The organism is Mammaliicoccus sp. N-M50 (genome assembly GCF_022386995.1).
Lineage (GTDB): Bacteria > Bacillota > Bacilli > Staphylococcales > Staphylococcaceae > Mammaliicoccus > Mammaliicoccus sciuri_A.
In genome coordinates, this window is the sequence record NZ_JAJNJA010000008.1 from 1 (window position 1) to 19,795 (window position 19,795).

Annotated in this window: 23 protein-coding genes; 7 read left to right on the top strand and 16 right to left on the bottom strand. The window is 33.2% G+C overall.

Features of this window, described 5'->3' with window-relative positions; genetic code table 11:
- From LQ622_RS11995 to LQ622_RS12000, 3 genes are all read right to left on the bottom strand, one after another.
- A partial coding sequence (locus LQ622_RS11995) for a UTP--glucose-1-phosphate uridylyltransferase (protein ID WP_239775245.1) occupies window positions 1-598 on the bottom strand: 598 nt, incomplete at its 3' end.
- Window positions 599-716: 118 nt separating this feature from the next.
- Complete coding sequence (locus LQ622_RS15095) at window positions 717-845, bottom strand: hypothetical protein (protein WP_275590392.1); 129 nt, start codon at window positions 843-845, stop codon at window positions 717-719.
- 385 nt (window positions 846-1,230) lie between these two features.
- A complete protein-coding gene (locus LQ622_RS12000) occupies window positions 1,231-2,103 on the bottom strand; it encodes a MurR/RpiR family transcriptional regulator (protein WP_204258710.1) in 873 nt (290 codons plus the stop codon).
- Between the two features lie 157 nt (window positions 2,104-2,260).
- Here LQ622_RS12000 and LQ622_RS12005 point away from each other — a divergent pair, with 157 nt between their 5' ends.
- Complete coding sequence (locus LQ622_RS12005; protein WP_239775247.1) at window positions 2,261-3,667, top strand: 6-phospho-beta-glucosidase; 1,407 nt, start codon at window positions 2,261-2,263, stop codon at window positions 3,665-3,667.
- A 429-nt stretch (window positions 3,668-4,096) separates the two neighbouring features.
- Here LQ622_RS12005 and panC read toward each other — a convergent pair whose 3' ends face one another.
- Together panC and panB are read right to left on the bottom strand one after the other, a co-directional pair.
- Entirely contained in the window at window positions 4,097-4,939 is an 843-nt protein-coding gene (panC, locus tag LQ622_RS12010) for a pantoate--beta-alanine ligase (protein WP_126476516.1), read from the bottom strand.
- Window positions 4,939-5,745 carry a 3-methyl-2-oxobutanoate hydroxymethyltransferase gene (gene panB, locus LQ622_RS12015; protein WP_239775249.1) on the bottom strand — a complete coding sequence of 269 codons (807 nt, stop codon included), beginning with the start codon at window positions 5,743-5,745 and terminating at the stop codon, window positions 4,939-4,941. Before panB ends, panC begins: the two co-directional genes overlap by 1 nt.
- Window positions 5,746-5,806: 61 nt before the next feature.
- On the opposite strand from panB, the gene LQ622_RS12020 reads away from it, so the two are divergent.
- Window positions 5,807-6,655, top strand: a complete 849-nt coding sequence (locus LQ622_RS12020) for an oxidoreductase (RefSeq protein WP_239775251.1) — start codon at window positions 5,807-5,809, stop codon at window positions 6,653-6,655.
- Between the two features lie 170 nt (window positions 6,656-6,825).
- Window positions 6,826-7,101 carry a helix-turn-helix domain-containing protein gene (locus tag LQ622_RS12025; protein ID WP_037590125.1) on the top strand — a complete coding sequence of 92 codons (276 nt, stop codon included), beginning with the start codon at window positions 6,826-6,828 and terminating at the stop codon, window positions 7,099-7,101.
- A gap of 92 nt (window positions 7,102-7,193) precedes the next feature.
- On the opposite strand, the gene LQ622_RS12030 is transcribed toward LQ622_RS12025, so the two are convergent.
- Window positions 7,194-7,748, bottom strand: a complete 555-nt coding sequence (locus LQ622_RS12030) for a GNAT family N-acetyltransferase (protein WP_037590124.1) — start codon at window positions 7,746-7,748, stop codon at window positions 7,194-7,196.
- A 212-nt stretch (window positions 7,749-7,960) separates the two neighbouring features.
- On the opposite strand from LQ622_RS12030, the gene LQ622_RS12035 reads away from it, so the two are divergent.
- From LQ622_RS12035 to LQ622_RS12045, 3 genes are all read left to right on the top strand, one after another.
- Window positions 7,961-8,401, top strand: a complete 441-nt coding sequence (locus LQ622_RS12035) for an aggregation-promoting factor C-terminal-like domain-containing protein (protein ID WP_126476519.1) — start codon at window positions 7,961-7,963, stop codon at window positions 8,399-8,401.
- A 136-nt stretch (window positions 8,402-8,537) separates the two neighbouring features.
- Window positions 8,538-9,167 (top strand): NAD(P)-dependent oxidoreductase, encoded by a 630-nt coding sequence (locus tag LQ622_RS12040; RefSeq protein WP_107577786.1) that lies wholly within the window; start codon window positions 8,538-8,540, stop codon window positions 9,165-9,167.
- A 69-nt stretch (window positions 9,168-9,236) separates the two neighbouring features.
- Window positions 9,237-9,650 carry an Rrf2 family transcriptional regulator gene (locus LQ622_RS12045; protein WP_206166447.1) on the top strand — a complete coding sequence of 138 codons (414 nt, stop codon included), beginning with the start codon at window positions 9,237-9,239 and terminating at the stop codon, window positions 9,648-9,650.
- A gap of 653 nt (window positions 9,651-10,303) precedes the next feature.
- Here the strand turns inward: LQ622_RS12045 and LQ622_RS12050 are convergent.
- On the bottom strand, window positions 10,304-10,957 hold the full coding sequence (locus tag LQ622_RS12050) for a CPBP family intramembrane glutamic endopeptidase (protein ID WP_204188166.1): 654 nt from the start codon (window positions 10,955-10,957) through the stop codon (window positions 10,304-10,306).
- Window positions 10,958-11,157: 200 nt separating this feature from the next.
- Here LQ622_RS12050 and LQ622_RS15180 point away from each other — a divergent pair, with 200 nt between their 5' ends.
- Window positions 11,158-12,660 (top strand): glycosyltransferase, encoded by a 1,503-nt coding sequence (locus LQ622_RS15180; protein ID WP_239775253.1) that lies wholly within the window; start codon window positions 11,158-11,160, stop codon window positions 12,658-12,660.
- Window positions 12,661-12,713: 53 nt separating this feature from the next.
- Here the strand turns inward: LQ622_RS15180 and LQ622_RS12060 are convergent, their stop codons facing one another.
- From LQ622_RS12060 to LQ622_RS12100, 9 genes are all read right to left on the bottom strand, one after another.
- On the bottom strand, window positions 12,714-13,754 hold the full coding sequence (locus LQ622_RS12060) for a sensor histidine kinase (protein ID WP_206166449.1): 1,041 nt from the start codon (window positions 13,752-13,754) through the stop codon (window positions 12,714-12,716).
- A complete protein-coding gene (locus LQ622_RS12065) occupies window positions 13,755-14,435 on the bottom strand; it encodes a response regulator transcription factor (protein WP_204259036.1) in 681 nt (226 codons plus the stop codon).
- Between the two features lie 5 nt (window positions 14,436-14,440).
- Window positions 14,441-14,878, bottom strand: a complete 438-nt coding sequence (locus LQ622_RS12070; RefSeq protein WP_037590117.1) for a DoxX family protein — start codon at window positions 14,876-14,878, stop codon at window positions 14,441-14,443.
- A gap of 71 nt (window positions 14,879-14,949) precedes the next feature.
- Window positions 14,950-15,411: a DM13 domain-containing protein gene (locus LQ622_RS12075; protein WP_239775255.1), complete on the bottom strand. Its 462-nt coding sequence runs from the start codon at window positions 15,409-15,411 to the stop codon at window positions 14,950-14,952.
- A gap of 92 nt (window positions 15,412-15,503) precedes the next feature.
- On the bottom strand, window positions 15,504-16,184 hold the full coding sequence (rpiA, locus tag LQ622_RS12080; protein ID WP_345773283.1) for a ribose-5-phosphate isomerase RpiA: 681 nt from the start codon (window positions 16,182-16,184) through the stop codon (window positions 15,504-15,506).
- A gap of 132 nt (window positions 16,185-16,316) precedes the next feature.
- The gene (locus tag LQ622_RS12085; protein ID WP_239775257.1) at window positions 16,317-17,459 is read right to left on the bottom strand and encodes an NADH-dependent flavin oxidoreductase; all 1,143 of its coding nucleotides are present in this window, start codon (window positions 17,457-17,459) and stop codon (window positions 16,317-16,319) included.
- 230 nt (window positions 17,460-17,689) lie between these two features.
- Window positions 17,690-19,048 carry a PTS ascorbate transporter subunit IIC gene (locus LQ622_RS12090; protein ID WP_239775259.1) on the bottom strand — a complete coding sequence of 453 codons (1,359 nt, stop codon included), beginning with the start codon at window positions 19,046-19,048 and terminating at the stop codon, window positions 17,690-17,692.
- Between the two features lie 19 nt (window positions 19,049-19,067).
- Window positions 19,068-19,352, bottom strand: coding sequence for a PTS sugar transporter subunit IIB (locus tag LQ622_RS12095; protein WP_025906341.1), 285 nt, complete (start codon window positions 19,350-19,352; stop codon window positions 19,068-19,070).
- 1 nt (window position 19,353) lies between these two features.
- Window positions 19,354-19,794 carry a PTS sugar transporter subunit IIA gene (locus LQ622_RS12100; RefSeq protein ID WP_239775260.1) on the bottom strand — a complete coding sequence of 147 codons (441 nt, stop codon included), beginning with the start codon at window positions 19,792-19,794 and terminating at the stop codon, window positions 19,354-19,356.
- Window position 19,795 lies beyond the last annotated feature (1 nt).

Here is a 19,795-nt window from a genome sequence, read left to right on the forward strand (position 1 = left end):
TTCCTTGTTCTGGTTTCTCCACAAAACGATTCACTTCGTATAAACGACCATCTTGTGAATTCGGGTCAATGATGCCGTAACGATGTGTTTCTGATTCAGGTACCGTTTGTACACCAATTACTGATTTGCCTGTTGCTTCGTATTGTTCCATTAATTGTTTAATAGCTGGATTATCAGACTCTACAATGTCATCACCTAACAATACTGCGAAAGGTTCGTTTCCAATAAATTGCTTCGCTGTGTGAATCGCATGTCCTAATCCTTTTTGTTCTTTCTGTCTGACATAGAAGATGTTCGCTAATTCTGTTGAATATTGAACTTTATCCAGTAATTCAAGTTTCCCTTTTTCATATAAAGTTGTTTCAAGTTCTTTTTGAATATCGAAATGATCTTCAATCGCGCGTTTATGTTTACCAGTTACAATAATTATATCTTCAATTCCAGCACGTGACGCTTCTTCTACAATATATTGAATTGTTGGTTTATCTAATATTGGTAACATTTCTTTAGGCATTGCTTTTGTAGCAGGTAAAAATCTTGTACCTAAACCAGCGGCAGGTATAATTGCTTTTTTTATTTTTAAGTTCTCGTTATTCATATGTAATTTTCCTTTCAATTAGAAATTTTATAATTATCCTCTTAAATATACTTAGCATCATTACATATTATAAATTAATATGTTTTAATACGCACATTTCATCATCAATCAAGATTCTTTAAATCGGTTCTTCATCATTACTATCACCATTTTTAATTTCCAAATAATCTTGAACTATATTTTGTATTTTAATTAACATGTATATTAAAACTGTTGCCATACTCATAAATTTGAAAAATAACTTCATATCCCAATCCCCTTATCCCATATCTCTTTATTAATAATTATGTAAAATATCAAGTGTATATTATGAAATCTTAACTACTTTTTCTATTTATAAAACAACAAATTACTAAAAGCGTTTTCAAAAATAGGAAAAATAATACATTTTACATACTATGATTATATCATTAAAATTCAAAAGAAAAAGGTAATTATTTAAAGTTACAAAATTAAAAATTACTCTGTTCAATTCATAAATAATATACATTTATTTATTTGTTTTCCAAAAATGTTATAATTCAAGAAATATCGAACAAATCTAAAATAATATATATTTCATACAAACTGCTTATAATAAGTCAATTGTATTTGTTGTTTGAATTAATAGTATTATCCTCATATATTTTTAGCTACTTATTCTCCTGTATCATCTTATTATGCGTCACGCGGTTATCGAAATTTTTAGCGATATTAATTTTATAATCTGTATGTTTGTCATAATCTGTTCCATACACGCAAGCATACAAGATATCCATTAAGAAACTGATGGAATCTCGAGTTGTGAAGTTGCTTATTTTGGAATACAACTTTTCCCTTGTTGATATGCGTAATGTACTGTCTGCGTATTTGGTTACTGTATTTTCACCAATACTAGTGAGTCCGATAATTGGAATGTGCTTTTTCTTTAACATTGGTAATAATTTCAAGATACTTTGATTTTCACCACTATATGAAATAAAGATGGCACATGTATGTTTCGACGACTTCTCTATTTCAAAATGGGGTTCGAGTGCACAGAGTTTAACGGTCTTGCCAATTTGATTCATTCTCATTTCAAAGTCTTCGCATATCATCAAATTATGATACAATCCAAAAATTTTAATGGTTTTCGCTTCTTTTAAATACGTGACTGCTTTATCCAATTCTTGATGATCGATTAAATGCACAGTGTCGTCAATCGTTGTTTGATTGAGTCTCGCTAATTTATGGCTAATGGACATGTTATTATCTGATGCATCAAATGGAAAGTTTGCATCTATTGATTCATAATGTCGATTTAAGTATTCTACTTCTTCTAAATAATGATCTTTCAACTCTAACCAACCGTCGTATCCTAACTTTTTAGCTATGCGAATACCAGTCGAAGGATGTGTATATGTTTCTTTAGAAATTTGATTTAACGTCTTAGACTTAATCTTCTCTCTTTCTTCAAACAAATATTGAATGATACTTTGTTCTGCTTGTGAAAATATATCTTCTTTCATTCTTTCTGTTAAAAGCATATTGATATCTCCTTTTGTAAAAAGTCATTACAAAAATCCGGTTTATTTTTAGGAAATTTGTAAATGCCATTTGATAATGCCCGATTTGCCTTTTTAATGATTACTTCTATTTTATACTTAACGTGTATAAGAAAGAAAATATTAGGAGGTCATTATAATGGAAAAAGGGATAAAAATTGTAACTATCGGTGGCGGCAGCAGTTATACGCCTGAATTGATGGAAGGTTTTATTAAACGTTATGAATCGTTACCTTTAAGTGAAATTTGGTTGGTGGACATTCCTGAAGGTAAAGAGAAATTAGAAACTGTCGGCAAAATGGCACAAAGAATGTGGGATGCTTCTCCATATGATGTCACAGTACATTTATCATTAGATAGACGTGAAGCTTTAAAAGATGCTGATTTCGTTACGACACAATTTAGAGTAGGCTTATTAGATGCTAGAATCAAAGATGAGCGCATTCCTTTATCACATGGTTTCTTAGGTCAAGAAACGAATGGTCCGGGTGGTATTTTCAAAGCGTTAAGAACAATTCCTGTCTTATTAGATATTGTCGAAGATATGAAAGAACTTTGTCCAAATGCATGGTTAATTAATTTTACAAATCCAAGTGGTATGGTTACAGATGCTATCGTACGATACGGCAAATGGGAAAAAGTACTTGGTCTATGTAATGTACCTGTGAATAGTTTAATTAATGAGCCGGAAATGTTGAATGTTGGTGAAGGAGAACTTACGCATCACTTTGCAGGGTTAAACCATTTTCACTGGCATCGAGTTAAAGACGCAAATGGTCATGACGTGACTGCTCAATTAAATAAACAGTTAGTTGAAGATGCATCATCGTTACCTTCTAATATCTTTGATGTGCCATTTTTTGAAGAGCAATTACAACAAATGCAGCTCATTCCATGTGGTTACCATAGATATTACTACCGTGCAGAAGAAATGCTTGAGCATGCACTTAAAGAATATAATGATCCAGAAATCGGTACGCGTGCTGAACAAGTTAGACAAACGGAAAAAGAATTATTTGAACTCTATAAAGATGAACATCTCGATCATAAACCAGAGCAATTAAGCCAACGTGGTGGTTCACATTATTCAGATGTCGCATGTGAGACAATTGCATCTATCGCTTCAAATAAGAATACACATGTCGTAGTATCTACTGTTAATAAAGGCGCAGTACCAGATTTAGCACCTGATGATGTGGTAGAAGTGTCAGCATATATCAACGCGACAGGTGCTCAACCAATCGCATTCGGTTCGTTACATCCAGCAGAACGCGGATGGTTACAAGTAATGAAGAATATGGAATTATGTGTAGAAGAAGCAGCCGTTAAAGGAGATTATGGATTACTATTACAAGCATTTATTATCAATCCATTAATTCAAAGTGGAGAATCTGCGAAACAAGTAATGAATGAATTACTCATTGCTCATAAAGCATACTTACCACAATTCGCTGACACAATCGCTCAATTAGAAGCACAAGGTGTCACTATTAAAGATGACAAAGCAAGAGCATTGAGTGCAGAAACATCATTGAAAGAAGTGTAAGTAAGAAGATAGGAGTCTTGGATAAAGCGTGAGGCAGAATGATGTCTCACGTTTTTTTGTGTGATTGTGAATGTGGTGCGCTAACGATCTTGTTTGTGATTCTTGAGCGTTAGAATTTCTAACGATCTTGTTTTGCACTCTTGATCGTTAGCGCCTGCGTTCCTCTCATTTTTTGAAAATTTCTACCGGCTAACGATCTTGTTTGCGATTCTTGAGCGTTAGAATTTCTAACGATCTTGTTTTGCACTCTTGATCGTTAGCGCCTCGGTTTCTCTCATTTTTTGAAATTTTTTACCCGCTAACGATCTTGTTTGTGATTCTTGAGCGTTAGAATTTCTAACGATCTTGTTTTACAGTCTTGATCGTTAGCGCCCCCATCAAAATACAAAAATCCGATTGTGCCCCTGCACAATCGGCTTCATTACTTTCCTATATAATAATATTATCTATTAATCTTGCTTGGCTAAATTTGACGGCTAGTGAAATAAAGATTTGTCCTTCTATTGTATGTTGTTCTTCTAATTCTGGATAACTATAAATTGCGACTTCTACGATATCTCCGCTCACGTTACTTTCTAAATATTGCGTGATGGCTTGTATTAAAACGTCGCTATTTCTCTCACCTTCGTCATATTTCTTCTTAGCTAATGCTAAACTTTTAGATAAATGTACGGCTTCTTTTCTTTCTTCTTCTGTTAAATAAATATTTCTTGAACTTTTTGCTAGTCCGTCTGCTTCTCGCACGATATCTATAGGTACGATTTGAACTGAGTGGTTAAAGTCTTCTACCATTTTCTCTATTATCGCGAGTTGTTGTGCATCTTTTCTACCGAAGTAAGCGCGTGTTGGTTGAATAATATTAAACAACTTATTAACAACTGTTACAACGCCATCAAAGTGACCTGGTCTCTTCTTACCTTCTAGCACTTGTGCTAAACGTCCTACAGTAATCGTCATCTCTAGTTCTCCCGGATACATTTCTTCAACTGTTGGATGAAATACATAGTCTACGCCAATTTGTTTAAGCTTCTCTAAATCAGATTCAAATGGTCTTGGGTAATCATCAAAATCTTCATTAGGTCCGAATTGTAATGGATTCACAAAAATACTCACTGCAGTTACATCATTTTCTTCTATTGATTGTTTCATCATTTTTAAATGACCATCGTGTAATGCACCCATCGTTGGTACGAGTCCTATTGTTTTACCTTGAGATTTAAATTGAGATACGATTGAATTCATATCTTTAATACGTTCTACTACTTGCGTCACTACTCTGTCTCCCCCATCACTTTCTTCTTATATGTGTGTGCTTCTGAAGGGAATGCACCACTTTTAACTTCTTCATGATATGTTTTTAGTGCTTCTACACCATTTGAAAAATCACCATATTGTTTCACAAACTTAGCAATATGTTCTGAACCGTAATTTAATAAATCATGATATACAAGTACTTGACCATCTGTACCATTTCCAGCGCCAATACCGATAACTGGAATTGTCAGTTGTTCTGTGATCACTTCTGCCAAATCACTTGGAATTGCTTCTAATACGAGCATCACTGCACCTGCTTGTTCAACTGCTTTCGCATCTTCTATCAATTGTTCAGCTTCTCTTTTTGAGCTTGCTTGTAATTTATAACCTGTAATGCCGACACTTTGAGGCGTTAAACCTAAATGAGATACGACTGGCACACCAATTTGAGTACAACCTTGGATCAATGTCGTATGCACACCTTCGATTTTCACAGCGTTTGCTTTAGTATCTTTATACAATTGAATTGCATTTTTCATATCCGTTGTATGATCAATACCGACTGCTCCAAAAGGTACATCAACGATTACGTAACTTTCTGGCGCACCTCTTCTAACAGCTTTCGCATGATGTATCATATCTTCCATTGTCACTTCGACTGTACTATCGTAGCCCAACACAACCATTCCTAAAGAATCGCCTACTAAAATAGTGTCTATTCCTGCTGCTTCTGCTTGTTTAGCACTTGGATAATCGTATGCTGTAATCATGGATATTTTTTCTTTTTGTTCTTTCATGGACAACAATTGTTTAATGGTTTTCATCCCGTACCACCTTCTTATATTTGTTATTATGTATATATTAACATTGAAAGGAAAATAATAAATGAAAAAGTTTGGAATAATCGGCCCTGGCGCTGTAGGTACAGCCATTACATTTGCTTTAACGCAATCAAACCTTGATGTTACGCTATTTGGAAGATCAAACACTACAGTTTATTTCCAAGAATACAATCAAGATGTGCAACATTCATTTCCCGTTCAATCTTTAGAAGATGCACATGAAAAAGTAGATATCTTATTTATTGCTGTTAAAGCAACGCAACTCGACGCAATCATCCCGTATCTTCATCATATCCTACATGCTAATAGCGTTATTATTTTAACTCAAAATGGCTATGGACAGTTAGAAAAAATTGATCACCCACACAAATTTCATGCAGTCGTTTATATAAGTGGTCAAAAAGAAGATAATGTCGTCACGCACTTTAGAGATTGGACTTTAAGATTACCTATTCACGCGCAAACATTAGACATTAAAAGTTTAACTGAAAATAGTTTACTTAATATTGAATGTCTCGAAGATTATAATCAACACGTTTGGTATAAATTAATCGTCAATTTAGGCATTAACACGGTAACTGCTCTTACGAGACAACCAGCTCGTGTACTTAAACATGATCAAATACATGCACTTTGTTACAACTTATTAGTTGAAGGTAATCGTGTCGCTAAAGCTGAAGGTATATATTTTGATGATAATTTTGAAGAGAGCATTATGAAAATTTATGAAGGCTACCCTGATGACATGGGTACAAGTATGTATTACGACATGATAAGTGAAAGACCTTTAGAAACAGCGTTTATACAAGGTTATATCTACAAAATTAGCCAAAAACACAATTTAACAACACCTTATATAGATAGTACTTATGCAGTTTTAAGTACTTATTAATGCATCCATATTAACGCCCCTATACCACGGGAATAATGGTATAGGGGCATTTTTTATACGTTTAACTTTCGAGTAAATAAAGTGACGATTGATAGCATAAATGCTATCATATAAAATTGAAAAAGGTAAAAGAATTAGAAGAAATTATTTAGATTAAGGATGTGAAAAAAATGAGTCAAACAGACAAACTGATTGCTAAAAGTATAAGCGATAATCCTCATTTAGCTCATGAACATAAAATGGCAAGAAAAAAATTAAGAGCTGCAATGTTGGTTGTTAACTTAAGGGAGGAAAAAGGCTGGTCCCAAAGAGAGTTAGCTAATAAACTTAACAAACCTCAATCTACTATAGCCAGAATTGAAAACGGAGATGTTAACCCTTCTTTCGGTTTAATGGATGAAATCGCTCATTTAGCTGATAAAGAATTAACTTTGACTAAATTATAGAATTCTTAATATTCTTTTTGGCTTTGACAAATTAATAGTACACATTAATTTATAGCCCCTATACCACGGGAATAATGGTATAGGGGCGTTTTTTATACGTTTAATTTCCTATTTAATATATCTTCCATCATCAACCAACCTTTTTGATCAGTGTTGTCTGGATCATATGGTTCGAAACCATAATTTAAATACATATTAATTGCTGGATAACTTGTTGTTTGTGTCGTTAAATATACTTCTTTATGACCAAGCTCTATTATTTTGTTAAGTGCTGCACTCAATAATGGCTTTGATAATTTCTTACCTTGATATTCCGGTTTAATGGCTACGAAATGTATTCTACCTAAATGTGAGTCTGTTAAAGGTAATTGACCGAACCATGCTGTCGTCGTTCCTATTACGTCTCCTGAATTATTCTCAATAAATAAGCATCTATATTTCATTTCTTCTATATGAGAGCCAAATTCTTTATGAAACCTTTGCAATGCTTCGTCTATATTTGAAAATTCCCCTGCAGCAGTTTCAATTTCTGCCCAAAGACGTTCGTCCCCTTCTTCAAACATTCTAATCGAATAGCCTTCTGGTAATCCATATTCAGGTATGTTGTCTAAATGATTTCTTAGCATCTTAAGCTTAATTCTTTCCATAATCTTACACCTCTATTTCTATAAAGTTACTGTAAACGTTTCAAATTACAACTTGTCATATACCTATTATCTTTTTAATCTGACTGTCATAAAAGAAATTTTATTTTTATTCTTCTGTAACCTATGATATCAAAAATGATGTTAGAGTGTATGAAGTAATAAAGATACAAAATTTATAAATGCTTTAAATAGCACATGGAGGATATTTTTTTATGAAGAAATTATTATTTGCAACAACAGCTGCAGCAGGCATTATTGCTTCTGGATTTGGCGCTCAAGCAGATGCAAGTGAATATACAAACTACTCTAATCAAAATACAAACTATAACTATACAACTACACAAGTCGCTCAACCGACTCAAGCAACTCAAACTACAGAATCAACTGATTCATCTAATACAAGTGAAGTATATAAAGAGTTTATCGCTGCTGGCGGTACAAAAGCATTATGGGATAACATCGTAATGCCTGAATCTAGCGGTAACCCAAATGCCGTAAATGAACTTGGCTACAGAGGTCTTGGTCAAACTAAAGAATCTTGGGGTACAGGTAGTGTTACTGAACAAACTAAAGGCATGATCAAGTATGCTAAAGAACGTTACGGTTCAATCGAAGCTGCAATTGCTTTCCGTCAAGCTAATAACTGGTGGTAAGATATAAATAAACAAACATCTGCTATGTGGATTTCCACATAGCAGTTTTTTTATACACAAAATCTTTGACAAAACCCGATATACATATTATACTCAACTTGTATCTAAATTAAATACAAGAAAGAGGTTATGTAAAATGAAAATAGGTGTTATAGCAGCAAACGGTAAAGCAGGTAAATTAATTACAGAAGAAGCAATTAACAGAGGATTAGATGTAACAGCCATCGTTCGTAACGAAAATAAAACAGTGGCAACACAATCTATTATTAAAGATATATTTGATTTAACAACTGAAGACTTAACACAATTCGATGTTGTTGTAGATGCTTTCGGTGAAATTAGAGAAGACAAACTTCATTTACACCAAGACTCTATCCAACATTTAAGTGATATTTTATCAAACACAAACACACGATTAATTATTATCGGAGGCGCTGGTAGTTTATACGTTGATGATCAATTAGAAAATCAACTTTTCGATACACCTGATTTTCCAGAAGTATTTAAACCACTTGCAAAAGCTCAAGGTAAAGCACTTGTAGATCTTCGTAAAAGAGATGACGTACGTTGGACATTTATAAGTCCTGCAGCAGAATTTATAGCTGATGGAGAAAGAACTGGAGAATACATTTTAGCTGGGGAAGTCTTCACTTTAAACGATAAAGGTGAAAGTAAAATAAGCTATGCTGATTACGCCATTGCATTAGTAGATGAAGCAACTGAAGGTAACCATATCCAAGAAAGAATTTCAGTATTATCAAAATAATACGCATTTACTATCGCAATTCTCATCTCTCAAAGTTATAATAAATAAGGAATCTAAGAGGTGAAAAGCGTGAATACACAAATATCAGTAGCAATTCATATATTATCATTACTATCTGTGAACAAAGAACCTATATCTAGTAAATTTATAGCAGGTAGCATTAATAGTAACCCTACACTTGTAAGAAAAATATGTAAATATTTAAGAAATGGTAACTTAATCGAGAGCCAACAAGGCAAATCAGGCTATCGACTCGCTCAATCAGCAGACCAAATCTTATTAGGCGACGTTTATAAACTTATTCAAGATGAAGAGCATTTCGCTAAAATTCATCAAGACACCAATCCAGATTGTATCGTCGGACAAAATATACAGTCTGCATTAGACGATGTATATACACAAGTAGATCAACAAATTATTGATACACTTAATGAAACATCCATATTAGATTTAACATCTAAAATGACCGAAACTGTACAGTAATTTTAATTATATAGAAAAAGCTGGAGACATCTTTAACAACAGATGTCTCCAGCTTTATTTTTGTTTAAATGAGAAACTGAGCGCACGATATCTACGAGTCTTCGTGCGTTACACCCCTATTTTGTACCTTAGCGCACGATATCTCTCAGTCTTCGTGCGATACACTCCTATTTTGTACTCTAGCGCACGATATCTACGAGTCTTCGTGCGATACCCCCCTATTTTGTACCTTAGCGCACGATATCTCTCAGTCTTCGTGCGTTACACCCCTATTTTGTACCTTTGCGCACGATATCTCTCAGTCTTCGTGCGTTACACTCCTATTTTGTACCTTAGCGCACGATATCTCTCAGTCTTCGTGCGTTACACTCCTATTTTGTACCCCTAGCGCACGATATCTACGAGTCTTCGTGCGATACACCCCTATTTTGTACCTTTGCGCACGATATCTCTCAGTCTTCGTGCGATACACCCCTATTTTGTACCTGAGCGCACGATATCTCTCAGTCTTCGTGCGATACACTCCTATTTTGTACCCTTGCGCACGATATCTCTCAGTCTTCGTGCGATACACCCTTATTTTGTACCTTTGCGCACGATATCTCTCAGTCTTCGTGCGTTACACCCCTATTTTGTACCTTTGCGCACGATATCTAATTAAAAAACACTAAATATATAAGAATATGTATTAAATTATTTAATCCATGCGCTATAATGGCTACTTCTAATCGGTTAGTCTTTAAATAAAGTGCGCCAAATAATAATCCTATTCCAAAGTAAATGATAAACTCACCTATACTTGATGGTCCATGTGATAATCCAAATAGTACACTAGATACGATATATCCTATTAGTAGATGTCCTTTAAACATCCCTTTTAACATGAAACCTCGAAATATAAGCTCTTCAAATATTGGTCCTAGTATCACAAATATAATAATAGATATGTATAGAGGTAAAGTATTTAAATCTTTATATACTTCCATTTGATTTTGTGGTTGTCCTATAATTGCCGATACAGTCCAATACATGATAAGTGCTATACCTAATGTACTCAATGTATATTTGATATCTGCTTTCTTTAAAGCTTCAAATTTAATAAGTTGTAATTGGAATCGATGCATTAAATAAAGTAACAGGATAAATAACACACACCCTATTAATACAATGAACAAATTGCTAGCTAACGCAATCGATGTATATGTACCCATGCATATAATAATGAGTAAACACGACTTTAAGATTACATACTTCGTTTGATCTTGAAAAATTGGTTCACTATCTTCAAACATTTGTTTCATACTCATTTATTTATCCTCATTTCAATAAATTAACAATTTATTTTTTATAAATAAATGTATTTCGTCCATTATAACAGGAAATCTTATGTTATTGTAACTTCTCATTATACGGCTTATTTCCAGATTTTTTACATAAAATACTGACATGACTATATGAAATATCGTATATTATATATGTATAATTATATTTTGTAGGTGATTTAAAAGTGAACTATTTTATTGTAAATAATATCAATAATAAAATAACTGGCATTGAAAAATCAGTTATAAATAGACTAAAATTATTTAATTCATACAACTTGTCAGCAAAAATTATTACATTATCTTGGAATCCTAATTTACATAAGAATGCTCATATATTCGGAGTAAATAAACAAGTCTTTTCAATGTTTGATTATTTTCAAGAATCTATAAACATTCATATGAATACAGTTAAAGACTGGATTGAATATTGGCAACATGATTTGAACTATGAAATTAAATATATTCCTAATACAAACGATGTAAGAGTATTTCGCAATGGTAAGAGATTTATATATGCTAGTTTCCGCGACTCCGACTACAAATTATTAAATTTTGTGAATCATATAGATACAAAAGATAAAAAATGTAAAAGAGATTATTACGATTCTAGAGGTTTCTTAAGTCGTATTAGATATATGTGTGCTAAAGAAAAGCCGGTCTATGATGCTTATTTAACACCAAATGGACAAGTAAAGTTAGAAATATATTTCGATCAAAATCAAGAAAAAGAAATCATTTCTAGAATCATGCTTTATGATTTTCATTCTAAAGATTATATATTTGATAACAAAAATGAACTGGTCGTATTTTTCTATGAACATTTATATAAAGACGGTGACTTATTCTTTAGTGATAAGACTGCTATTACTTCTCCACCATTCTTACTTACAGATTCGAAAATACCCGTTATATCTGTATTACATAGTACACATGTTAAGGACAACAATGATATCGAAGGTTCAGACATTAAAAATATTTATGGTAGTGTATTCAATCATTTAGAGCGATTTTCTGGTATTTTAGTATCTACTCTTCAACAAAAGAAAGATGTAGAGAAGCGTATTCAATCAAAAATACCTGTTTATAATATTCCAGTTGGATATGCTCAACCAATAGAGCCGAATTATTCACCTACTGTGCCTGACGGGCCAATTAAATTAATGTCGATCGCACGATATTCACCTGAGAAACAACTCGAGCATCAAATTCGACTCGTCGATAAATTGAAAGAAGATTTTGAGCAAATTGAACTTCATTTATTTGGATTTGGTAGTGAATTAAATAAATTAAAAGAATTGGTTGATTCATTAAGTTTAGAAGAACATGTTAAATTCCGTGGATTCATCCCTAATATTACGAAAGAAATGCACAAATTCCATGTAAGTATGATAACAAGTAATATGGAGGGATTTGCATTAGCATTGTTGGAATCATTATCAAATGGGCTACCTGCAATCAGTTATGACATCCCTTATGGACCAAGTGAATTGATTGTTAACGGTAAAAACGGTTATCTTGTTCCTAGAAATGATGAGGACAACCTTTATGAAACCGTGAAGTCTTACTTAAGTAATCCTGAACTGCAAAAAACATTCCGAGACAACTGTATGACTGAATCACAAAAATACGCACAAAGTGAAATTATTAAGAAATGGCTTCATTTATTAGGTGAAGTAAAATCATAAATTCAAACAAGAACCCCCAATTCATCATTCTGAATTAGGGGTTCTTATTTATGTTATTTCATAGGTACTATTAAATAAAATGTTGTACCGACATCCTCTTTACTTTCTACCTTTAATTGTCCGTCCATTTGTTCGGCCAGATTTTTCGCAATATATAAACCTAAACCTGACCCACCCGTATCTTTGTTTCTAGACGCTTCAACGCGATAAGTGCGATCAAATATACGGTGTAAATGTTGCTCTGCGATACCTGGACCATCATCAGAAACGGCAATGCATATATTACTGTCTTCTTTCGTAACTTTAATTTCAACTCTTGTTCCAAGTTGTGTATATTTAAATGCATTATCTAAAATATTCATGAGTATACGTTCTAATGGTACTTTATATTGTTTGAAGTAAGTGATATCTTCACATAAATTAACATCTATCGTGCGATTTTCACTCGAGATTTGTTGTTCATAAGATTGTAAAAGTGTCACAAAAAGTTTATCTAAATAGATCGTTTCTAATGGATAACTTTGTTTATGATCTCGATTAATTTCCATTACACTAGTCAATTCATCAAACATCATTGAAATTCTTTGAGATTGTTTAATTAACACACTGTAAGCTTTCTGTTGATCATCTGATTGACTTATAATACCTTCTTTTAAACCTTCTGCATAGGATGTAATACTTGATAATGGTGTCTTTAAATCGTGTGTTAAGTTTTGTACCATTTCACTTTTTTCTTGTTGTTCATATTGAACTTGTTGTATTTGCGCTTCAATATTTCGAGCCATACTATTAAAGGCTTCACTTAATTCTTTCATTTCTTTCGGACTATCTATTTTTATGGCCGTTTCACTATATTGTCCATCTGCTATTAATTTTGTTTGTTTATTCAACAATCTAATACGTTTAACTAATGGCGTAATAAACAACATACAAATGACTGTCGTTAAACAACTTGAAATAATCGCACTAATCGTCAAAAGTAATGTTGTATGTGCATTAAACCACATCCATTTATATGCAATTGCTAGAATAATTGTCGTTAATACAATGCTACTGATAAATGCAGTGATAACTTGTGTTCGAATTGTTAGCATTTATTTCGCCCTTTCAAATTTATAACCTAATCCCCAAACGGTTTTAATAACATATTCATCATATTGATGTTGTTCTAACTTTTCTCTTATACGACGTATATGTACATTTACAGTGTTGGCATCTTCGTAATAGTCGTATCCCCATACTTTTTCGAGTAGTTCTGATTTAGAAATGACCATTTTCTCGTGGTCTGCTAAATACCAAAGTACATCAAATTCTTTTACTCTTAATGATACTTCTTGATCATTTACTTTAATGATTTTTTCTTGTTTACATAATTGTAAAGAACCAAATGTTAAGTAATCTTGTTTAAAATATTTTTGAGTACGATTTAATAAGTTATGCGCTCTTAACACGAGTTCACGTGGGCTGAATGGTTTCTTTATATAATCGTCCGCACCTAACGTCAATGCATAGATCGTATCGTGTTCTTGCGTTTTAGCAGTTAAATAGATAAAAGGAATGTCTAGTTCCTGTGCTTTCATTTCTTTAACGACATCATAACCATTTTTTTCAGGCATCATAATATCTAATATCATTAAATCAATTGCGTCATTCAACTGATGGATAGCTTGTTGTCCATCCGAAGCTGTCACAACTTGATGCCCTTCATATTCAAAGTAAGTCTTACAAATATCTAGAATATCTTGTTCGTCATCTACAATTAAAATATGCGCCATAATCTCTATCCCGCTTCCTTCTTCATAAACTTCTTAACGATAGCAGCTGCTGATAATTTACGTAAACTTCTGATATTTAATGCAATCAATATAAAGCCTACAAGCTGAAGTGGATACGTAAAAATCATATCTGCTAAAATGTAATTTATCATTATAAATATACCAAAAAGTGCTGCATAATACTCCAGAAATCCTAGAATTAAAGCTAATCCTAAAAATATTTCACCTAAAGGAATGACCCATTCCCATAAAGTCGTATATGGTGCAATAATATGCTCAAAAAACCACTTGTACCACATAGGAGAGTCTTGATTCTGTGCGATTACTTGCGTTAATCCTTGTAAACTAAACCCTCCTGTTAATTTTTCATATCCTTGCATATAGATTAAATAACCACTATAAACGCGAATGATTAAACATATGAATGTATATATCTTTGTCATGACATGCTTTCTCCTTTTATAAAGTTTAAGGGAAACTCAGAATTACTGAATTCCCCCTCAGTGAAACGTATTTATTTTAATTTAGCACTACCGAATACAACATGTGCTTTATCACAATAAATTGTCACTTCATTATATTTAGATGTGTCCATGTCTTTTAAATCAAATGTTTGTTCCATCTTATCGTAATCTACTTTATCAATTTTCATACCTTTTTTAATATCGCCATCTTTAGTTAAGTAAACATGTAAGTCAGGTCCTTTTGATGATTTGAAATCAGTTAACATTAATTTATTATCTTTAATCGTTGCCTTACCTTCTACTTTTTCACCATTCATAGATTCAAACATTCCAGACATCATCATGTCTTTCATGTCACTGTCTTTCATGTTTTCTTTACTCATGTCTTTATCTTTCATTTCAGTTTTCGTATCCATCTTATCGTCTTTATGCATATCATTATTACCACATGCACCTAATAATATAGTTGTTGTTAATGCAAATGCTCCAAATGTTGTTTTAGTTAAGTTCATTTAACACATCTCCTCTTTAGTTGATATGTTAAGTTTATGCCCTATGACATCAATAAACCATTAACTGTTTATTAACTACTATGAACTCATTATTAATTCTCGATTTTAATGACGCTTTGTGTTTCAGAACGACTCATGAATACTTTTTTCGTCATATTGATAAATAATCCAGTCTCTACAACGCCTATGATAGATATTAAATCTTGATTTAATTGCTCTGGATGATGAATCTCTCCAAACTCACAATCTAATATGTAATGATCATTGTCTGTTATATATACATTTGAATCTTTCGTTCGTAATGTCGCTTGGCAACCTAAACTTTCTATTGCACGTGCTGTGATTTCCCATCCAAAAGGCACAACTTCTACTGGTAATTTAAACTTCCCTAACGTCTTAACGTATTTCGTTTCATCTACAATCACAATAAAATTATCCGTGGCATTCGCAACAATTTTTTCACGTAGTAGCGCACCACCGCCACCTTTAATCAATTGAAGATTTTCGTCAACTTCATCAGCACCATCTATAACTAAATCTAAATGGCTCACTTCTGAAAAATCAGTAAGCGGAATATGAAGAATACGTGCTAATTCAGCAGTATCTTCAGATGTTGGTACACCTTTAATTTGAAGGCCGTTTTTAACACGTTCACCTAACTTCTCAATTGCATAACGCATAGTTGAACCTGTACCAATTCCTATCGTCATACCATCTTGTATATCATTAACCGCTTCATAAGCAACTTCTCTCTTTAGCTCATCTTGATTCACGTTGTACACCTCATTCGATTTTTTCAATTATTGTTACAAGTTTAACACACCAAAAATATTTGTTCAGAGTACAAAAAAGCTGAGGCAACTTCATGCCTCAGCTAATCAAAACTATATATATAAAATTATGGATTATTTAGTTTGAGAAGTTTCTTGATCAGTTCTTGGTAATGGGTAGAAACCTGCTACAAACTGTTTCCATAATGGGTCTGGTAAATCATGTTTGTCTGCTCTTTCAGGATCGAATACAGAAACGATTTCGTCTTCTTTTCCTTGTTCGATTTTTGATACGAATTGGTAATCAAGTAATAATTCTCTACCAAGTGCAATAAGTGGTGCACCTGTTTCAATTGCTGATAATGCATCTTCAGCAGTAAAGATTGAACCTATTCCTATTAATGGCACACGACCATCAATCCATTCTAATAATAATTTAATACGTTCTTCACCTTTATATTGACCTTCTCTTGTTGTTGAATGAATATCCATTAATGACACATGTAAGTAATCAAGTGGTTTTTCAGATAAAGTCTTAACAAGTTGTTCTGTTAATTCCATAGAAATACCTGGAGATTCTACTTCTTCAGGAGAGAATCGATAACCTACAATAAAGTCAGGTGTTGCATGTTCACGTACAACTTTAAGTACAGCATCAACAACTGCTAAAGGATATTTAATATGTTCACCCCACTCATCATCTCTTCTGTTGTAATAAGGTGAGAAGAATTGATGAATTAAATAATGGTTTGCACCATGAATTTCAACACCATCAAAGCCAGCATCGATTGCTATTTTAGTAGCATTAGCGAAAGATTCAATAGTGTGTTCAATTTCTTCTACAGTTAATGCTCTCGCAACATGTGTTTCTTGTTGTCCGAAGCCTTTCACTTCAACTTCACTTGGAGCAGCCGCTTCACCAGTTGGCGTTAATCCAGGTAAAGACATCGCACCACCATGATGGATTTGAATTAAAGCTTTCGCACCATTTTTCTTCATTACTTCAGCTTGTTTCTTAAGACCAGCAAGATCCGCTTCTTTAGATACAGATGGTTGTCCAGGAAAAGCTTGGCCAAGCGGTTCAACATAACTCGCAGCAGTAATAGAAATACCTACATCTTGAGAACGTTTTTCTATATATGGAATTTCAATATCAGAAATCGTACCATCTTCATTTGATGAAATATGTGTTAATGGCGCAAGTACAAATCTATTCTTAACTTCCACACCATTCGGTAATCTTAAAGATTTAAATAAAGGTTCATATTTTTTGTTCATTTTCAATAACTCCTCCTTATGAAATAACACTATACCACCATCAGAAAATAACATGCCAATTTAATGCTTATAGAAATGGTATGAAATAGATTTTTTGGTTATCTCGTGAGTTTATTAAGCCTTTAACTCACATCTTCAACAATCTCATATATCTATTACCTCCCAGCACACGAAAAAACTGAACTTAAATTTATAAGTTCAGTTTTTCCTATTATATCCTAAGCCTTTTTCTATTTTTCTTCGGATAGTTTTTTATTTGTACGTTGTTGTAATAATACGGCTACTGCTCCAATGATAACAATGATTGCAATAACGCCTGCGATTCCTAAGAATTTCGCGATATAACCGACTACAATTCCGACTGCTAAGAAGTCTGTGTCTGAGAATGTTGTTGATGCTGCCCCTAAATCACCCATGAATGGTAGTAGTAATAATGGTAAGAATGTTACTAAGATACCATTTAATGCTGAACCTGCGATTGCACCTTTAATACCACCTCTTGCATTACCGAACACACCTGCTGTTGCACCTAAGAAGAAGTGTGGGACAACGCCTGGTAATATAACGACACCACCAATTAAGAACATAATAAACATACCGATGACACCTGTAATAAAACTTACAAAGAATCCAATTAACACTGCATTTTGTGCATAAGGAAATACGATAGGACAGTCTAATGCTGGTTTCGTATTTGGTACAAGCTTTTCAGAAATACCTTTAAACGCTGGAACAATTTCAGCTAAGATCAGTCTAACACCTGTTAAAATGATAAACACACCTGCAGCAAATGTCACACCTTGAATAACAGAGAAGACAATAAAGTTAGTGCCATCACTTAATTCAGAATGAACGAAACTTGGACCTGCAAATAAAGCTGCTATAATATATAGAACGATCATTGTTAGTGAGATACTGATTGTACTTTCTCTTAGGAAACTGAGTCCTTTAGGGAAGTTAATATCTTCTGTTGATTTTGATTTCCCAGAAAATAATTTACCGACTTCTCCTGCTGCCCAATAACTAACTGTTCCAAAGTGACCAATTGCCACTTGATCAGACCCCGTAATTTTCTTCATTGTAGACTGACCAAGTGCAGGTAATACAGCCATAATCAATCCTAAAATAATAGATCCCATAACAACTGTCATCGTACCTGTAATGTTACCAACAGTTAGAAGAATCGCTAGAAACGCTGCCATGTAAAATGTATGATGCCCCGTTAAGAAAATGTATTTCAAGTTCGTAAATCTTGCTATAAATATGTTCACAAGCATACCGAACATCATAATTAATGCTGCTGTTGTACCATAATCTTTCAGCGCAATTGATATAATGGCTTCGTTATTCGGCACGATGCCTTGAACACCAAATGCTTCTTGAAACATTTTTCCAAAAGGTTCTAGTGAATTTGTTACAACACCTGCCCCAGCACTTAAGACTAGGAAACCGAGTATCGTTTTAATTGTGCCTGACGTAATGTCTGCTGCTGATTTCTTCTGTACAATTAACCCGATTAACGCGATAAGCGCTACGAGTATAGCTGGTTGACTAAATACATCTACAAAAAATCCTAAAATTGAATTCATGTTGGTGTCTCCCCTTTGCTTATAATATGTTCAATCCTTTTAATTTTTCTTCAAGTTTATTTTGCAATTCTTCTTTGTCTAAAATATTATCTAACACAACTACTTCACCTAAACGTTGCGCATTCTCTTCTAAGTCTCTTCCACAAATAAATATATCTGCCATATCTGGACTAGCTGTCATAATATCACTGTGTTCTACTTCTATATCAGATGGTGCTTGTAAATTCTTCAAAGCTTCTTGTGCATTCATTTCTACCATGAAACTACTTCCTAAACCGTGTCCACATACTACTAAAATTTTCATATTAATCATTCTCCTTAAATATATTGATAATTTCTGATTTGCTGTTCGCATCAATCAGTGATTGAACTGTTTCTTTGTCGCTTAAAATAGTTGCTAATTTCCTTAAAATTTCAAGATGTGCTTCATTATCAATTGCACTTAAAATAAATATTAACGATGCATAATGGCTATTATCCGAGAAATTAATATGTTCATTTAATTTAAGTAAGCTTAACCCTACTTTATGAACATCATCATTCGGTCTTGCATGTGCAATCGCAATCTCTGGCGCAATAACAATATATGGTCCCATATCATGCACACTTTGAATCATTGAATTGATATAAGCTTGATTAAAATAACCCACTTCCAATAACGGCTGAGCTGCAATTTGAATACTCTCTTCCCAATTGGATACTTTTTCTTTAATTTGAATGTGTTCTTCTTTTATAATCAAGGTCAAA

What these genes read in the sequence shown, in the direction of transcription:
- LQ622_RS15095 (WP_275590392.1), bottom strand. Translation starts at nt 845, where the DNA reads ATGAAGTTATTTTTCAAATTTATGAGTATGGCAACAGTTTTAATATAC.
- LQ622_RS12000 (WP_204258710.1), bottom strand. Translation starts at nt 2,103, where the DNA reads ATGCTTTTAACAGAAAGAATGAAAGAAGATATATTTTCACAAGCAGAA.
- LQ622_RS12005 (WP_239775247.1), top strand. Translation starts at nt 2,261, where the DNA reads ATGGAAAAAGGGATAAAAATTGTAACTATCGGTGGCGGCAGCAGTTAT.
- panB (WP_239775249.1), bottom strand. Translation starts at nt 5,745, where the DNA reads ATGAAAACCATTAAACAATTGTTGTCCATGAAAGAACAAAAAGAAAAA.
- LQ622_RS12020 (WP_239775251.1), top strand. Translation starts at nt 5,807, where the DNA reads ATGAAAAAGTTTGGAATAATCGGCCCTGGCGCTGTAGGTACAGCCATT.
- LQ622_RS12025 (WP_037590125.1), top strand. Translation starts at nt 6,826, where the DNA reads ATGAGTCAAACAGACAAACTGATTGCTAAAAGTATAAGCGATAATCCT.
- LQ622_RS12030 (WP_037590124.1), bottom strand. Translation starts at nt 7,748, where the DNA reads ATGGAAAGAATTAAGCTTAAGATGCTAAGAAATCATTTAGACAACATA.
- LQ622_RS12035 (WP_126476519.1), top strand. Translation starts at nt 7,961, where the DNA reads ATGAAGAAATTATTATTTGCAACAACAGCTGCAGCAGGCATTATTGCT.
- LQ622_RS12040 (WP_107577786.1), top strand. Translation starts at nt 8,538, where the DNA reads ATGAAAATAGGTGTTATAGCAGCAAACGGTAAAGCAGGTAAATTAATT.
- LQ622_RS12050 (WP_204188166.1), bottom strand. Translation starts at nt 10,957, where the DNA reads ATGAGTATGAAACAAATGTTTGAAGATAGTGAACCAATTTTTCAAGAT.
- LQ622_RS12060 (WP_206166449.1), bottom strand. Translation starts at nt 13,754, where the DNA reads ATGCTAACAATTCGAACACAAGTTATCACTGCATTTATCAGTAGCATT.
- LQ622_RS12065 (WP_204259036.1), bottom strand. Translation starts at nt 14,435, where the DNA reads ATGGCGCATATTTTAATTGTAGATGACGAACAAGATATTCTAGATATT.
- LQ622_RS12070 (WP_037590117.1), bottom strand. Translation starts at nt 14,878, where the DNA reads ATGACAAAGATATATACATTCATATGTTTAATCATTCGCGTTTATAGT.
- LQ622_RS12075 (WP_239775255.1), bottom strand. Translation starts at nt 15,411, where the DNA reads ATGAACTTAACTAAAACAACATTTGGAGCATTTGCATTAACAACAACT.
- LQ622_RS12085 (WP_239775257.1), bottom strand. Translation starts at nt 17,459, where the DNA reads ATGAACAAAAAATATGAACCTTTATTTAAATCTTTAAGATTACCGAAT.
- LQ622_RS12090 (WP_239775259.1), bottom strand. Translation starts at nt 19,048, where the DNA reads ATGAATTCAATTTTAGGATTTTTTGTAGATGTATTTAGTCAACCAGCT.
- LQ622_RS12095 (WP_025906341.1), bottom strand. Translation starts at nt 19,352, where the DNA reads ATGAAAATTTTAGTAGTATGTGGACACGGTTTAGGAAGTAGTTTCATG.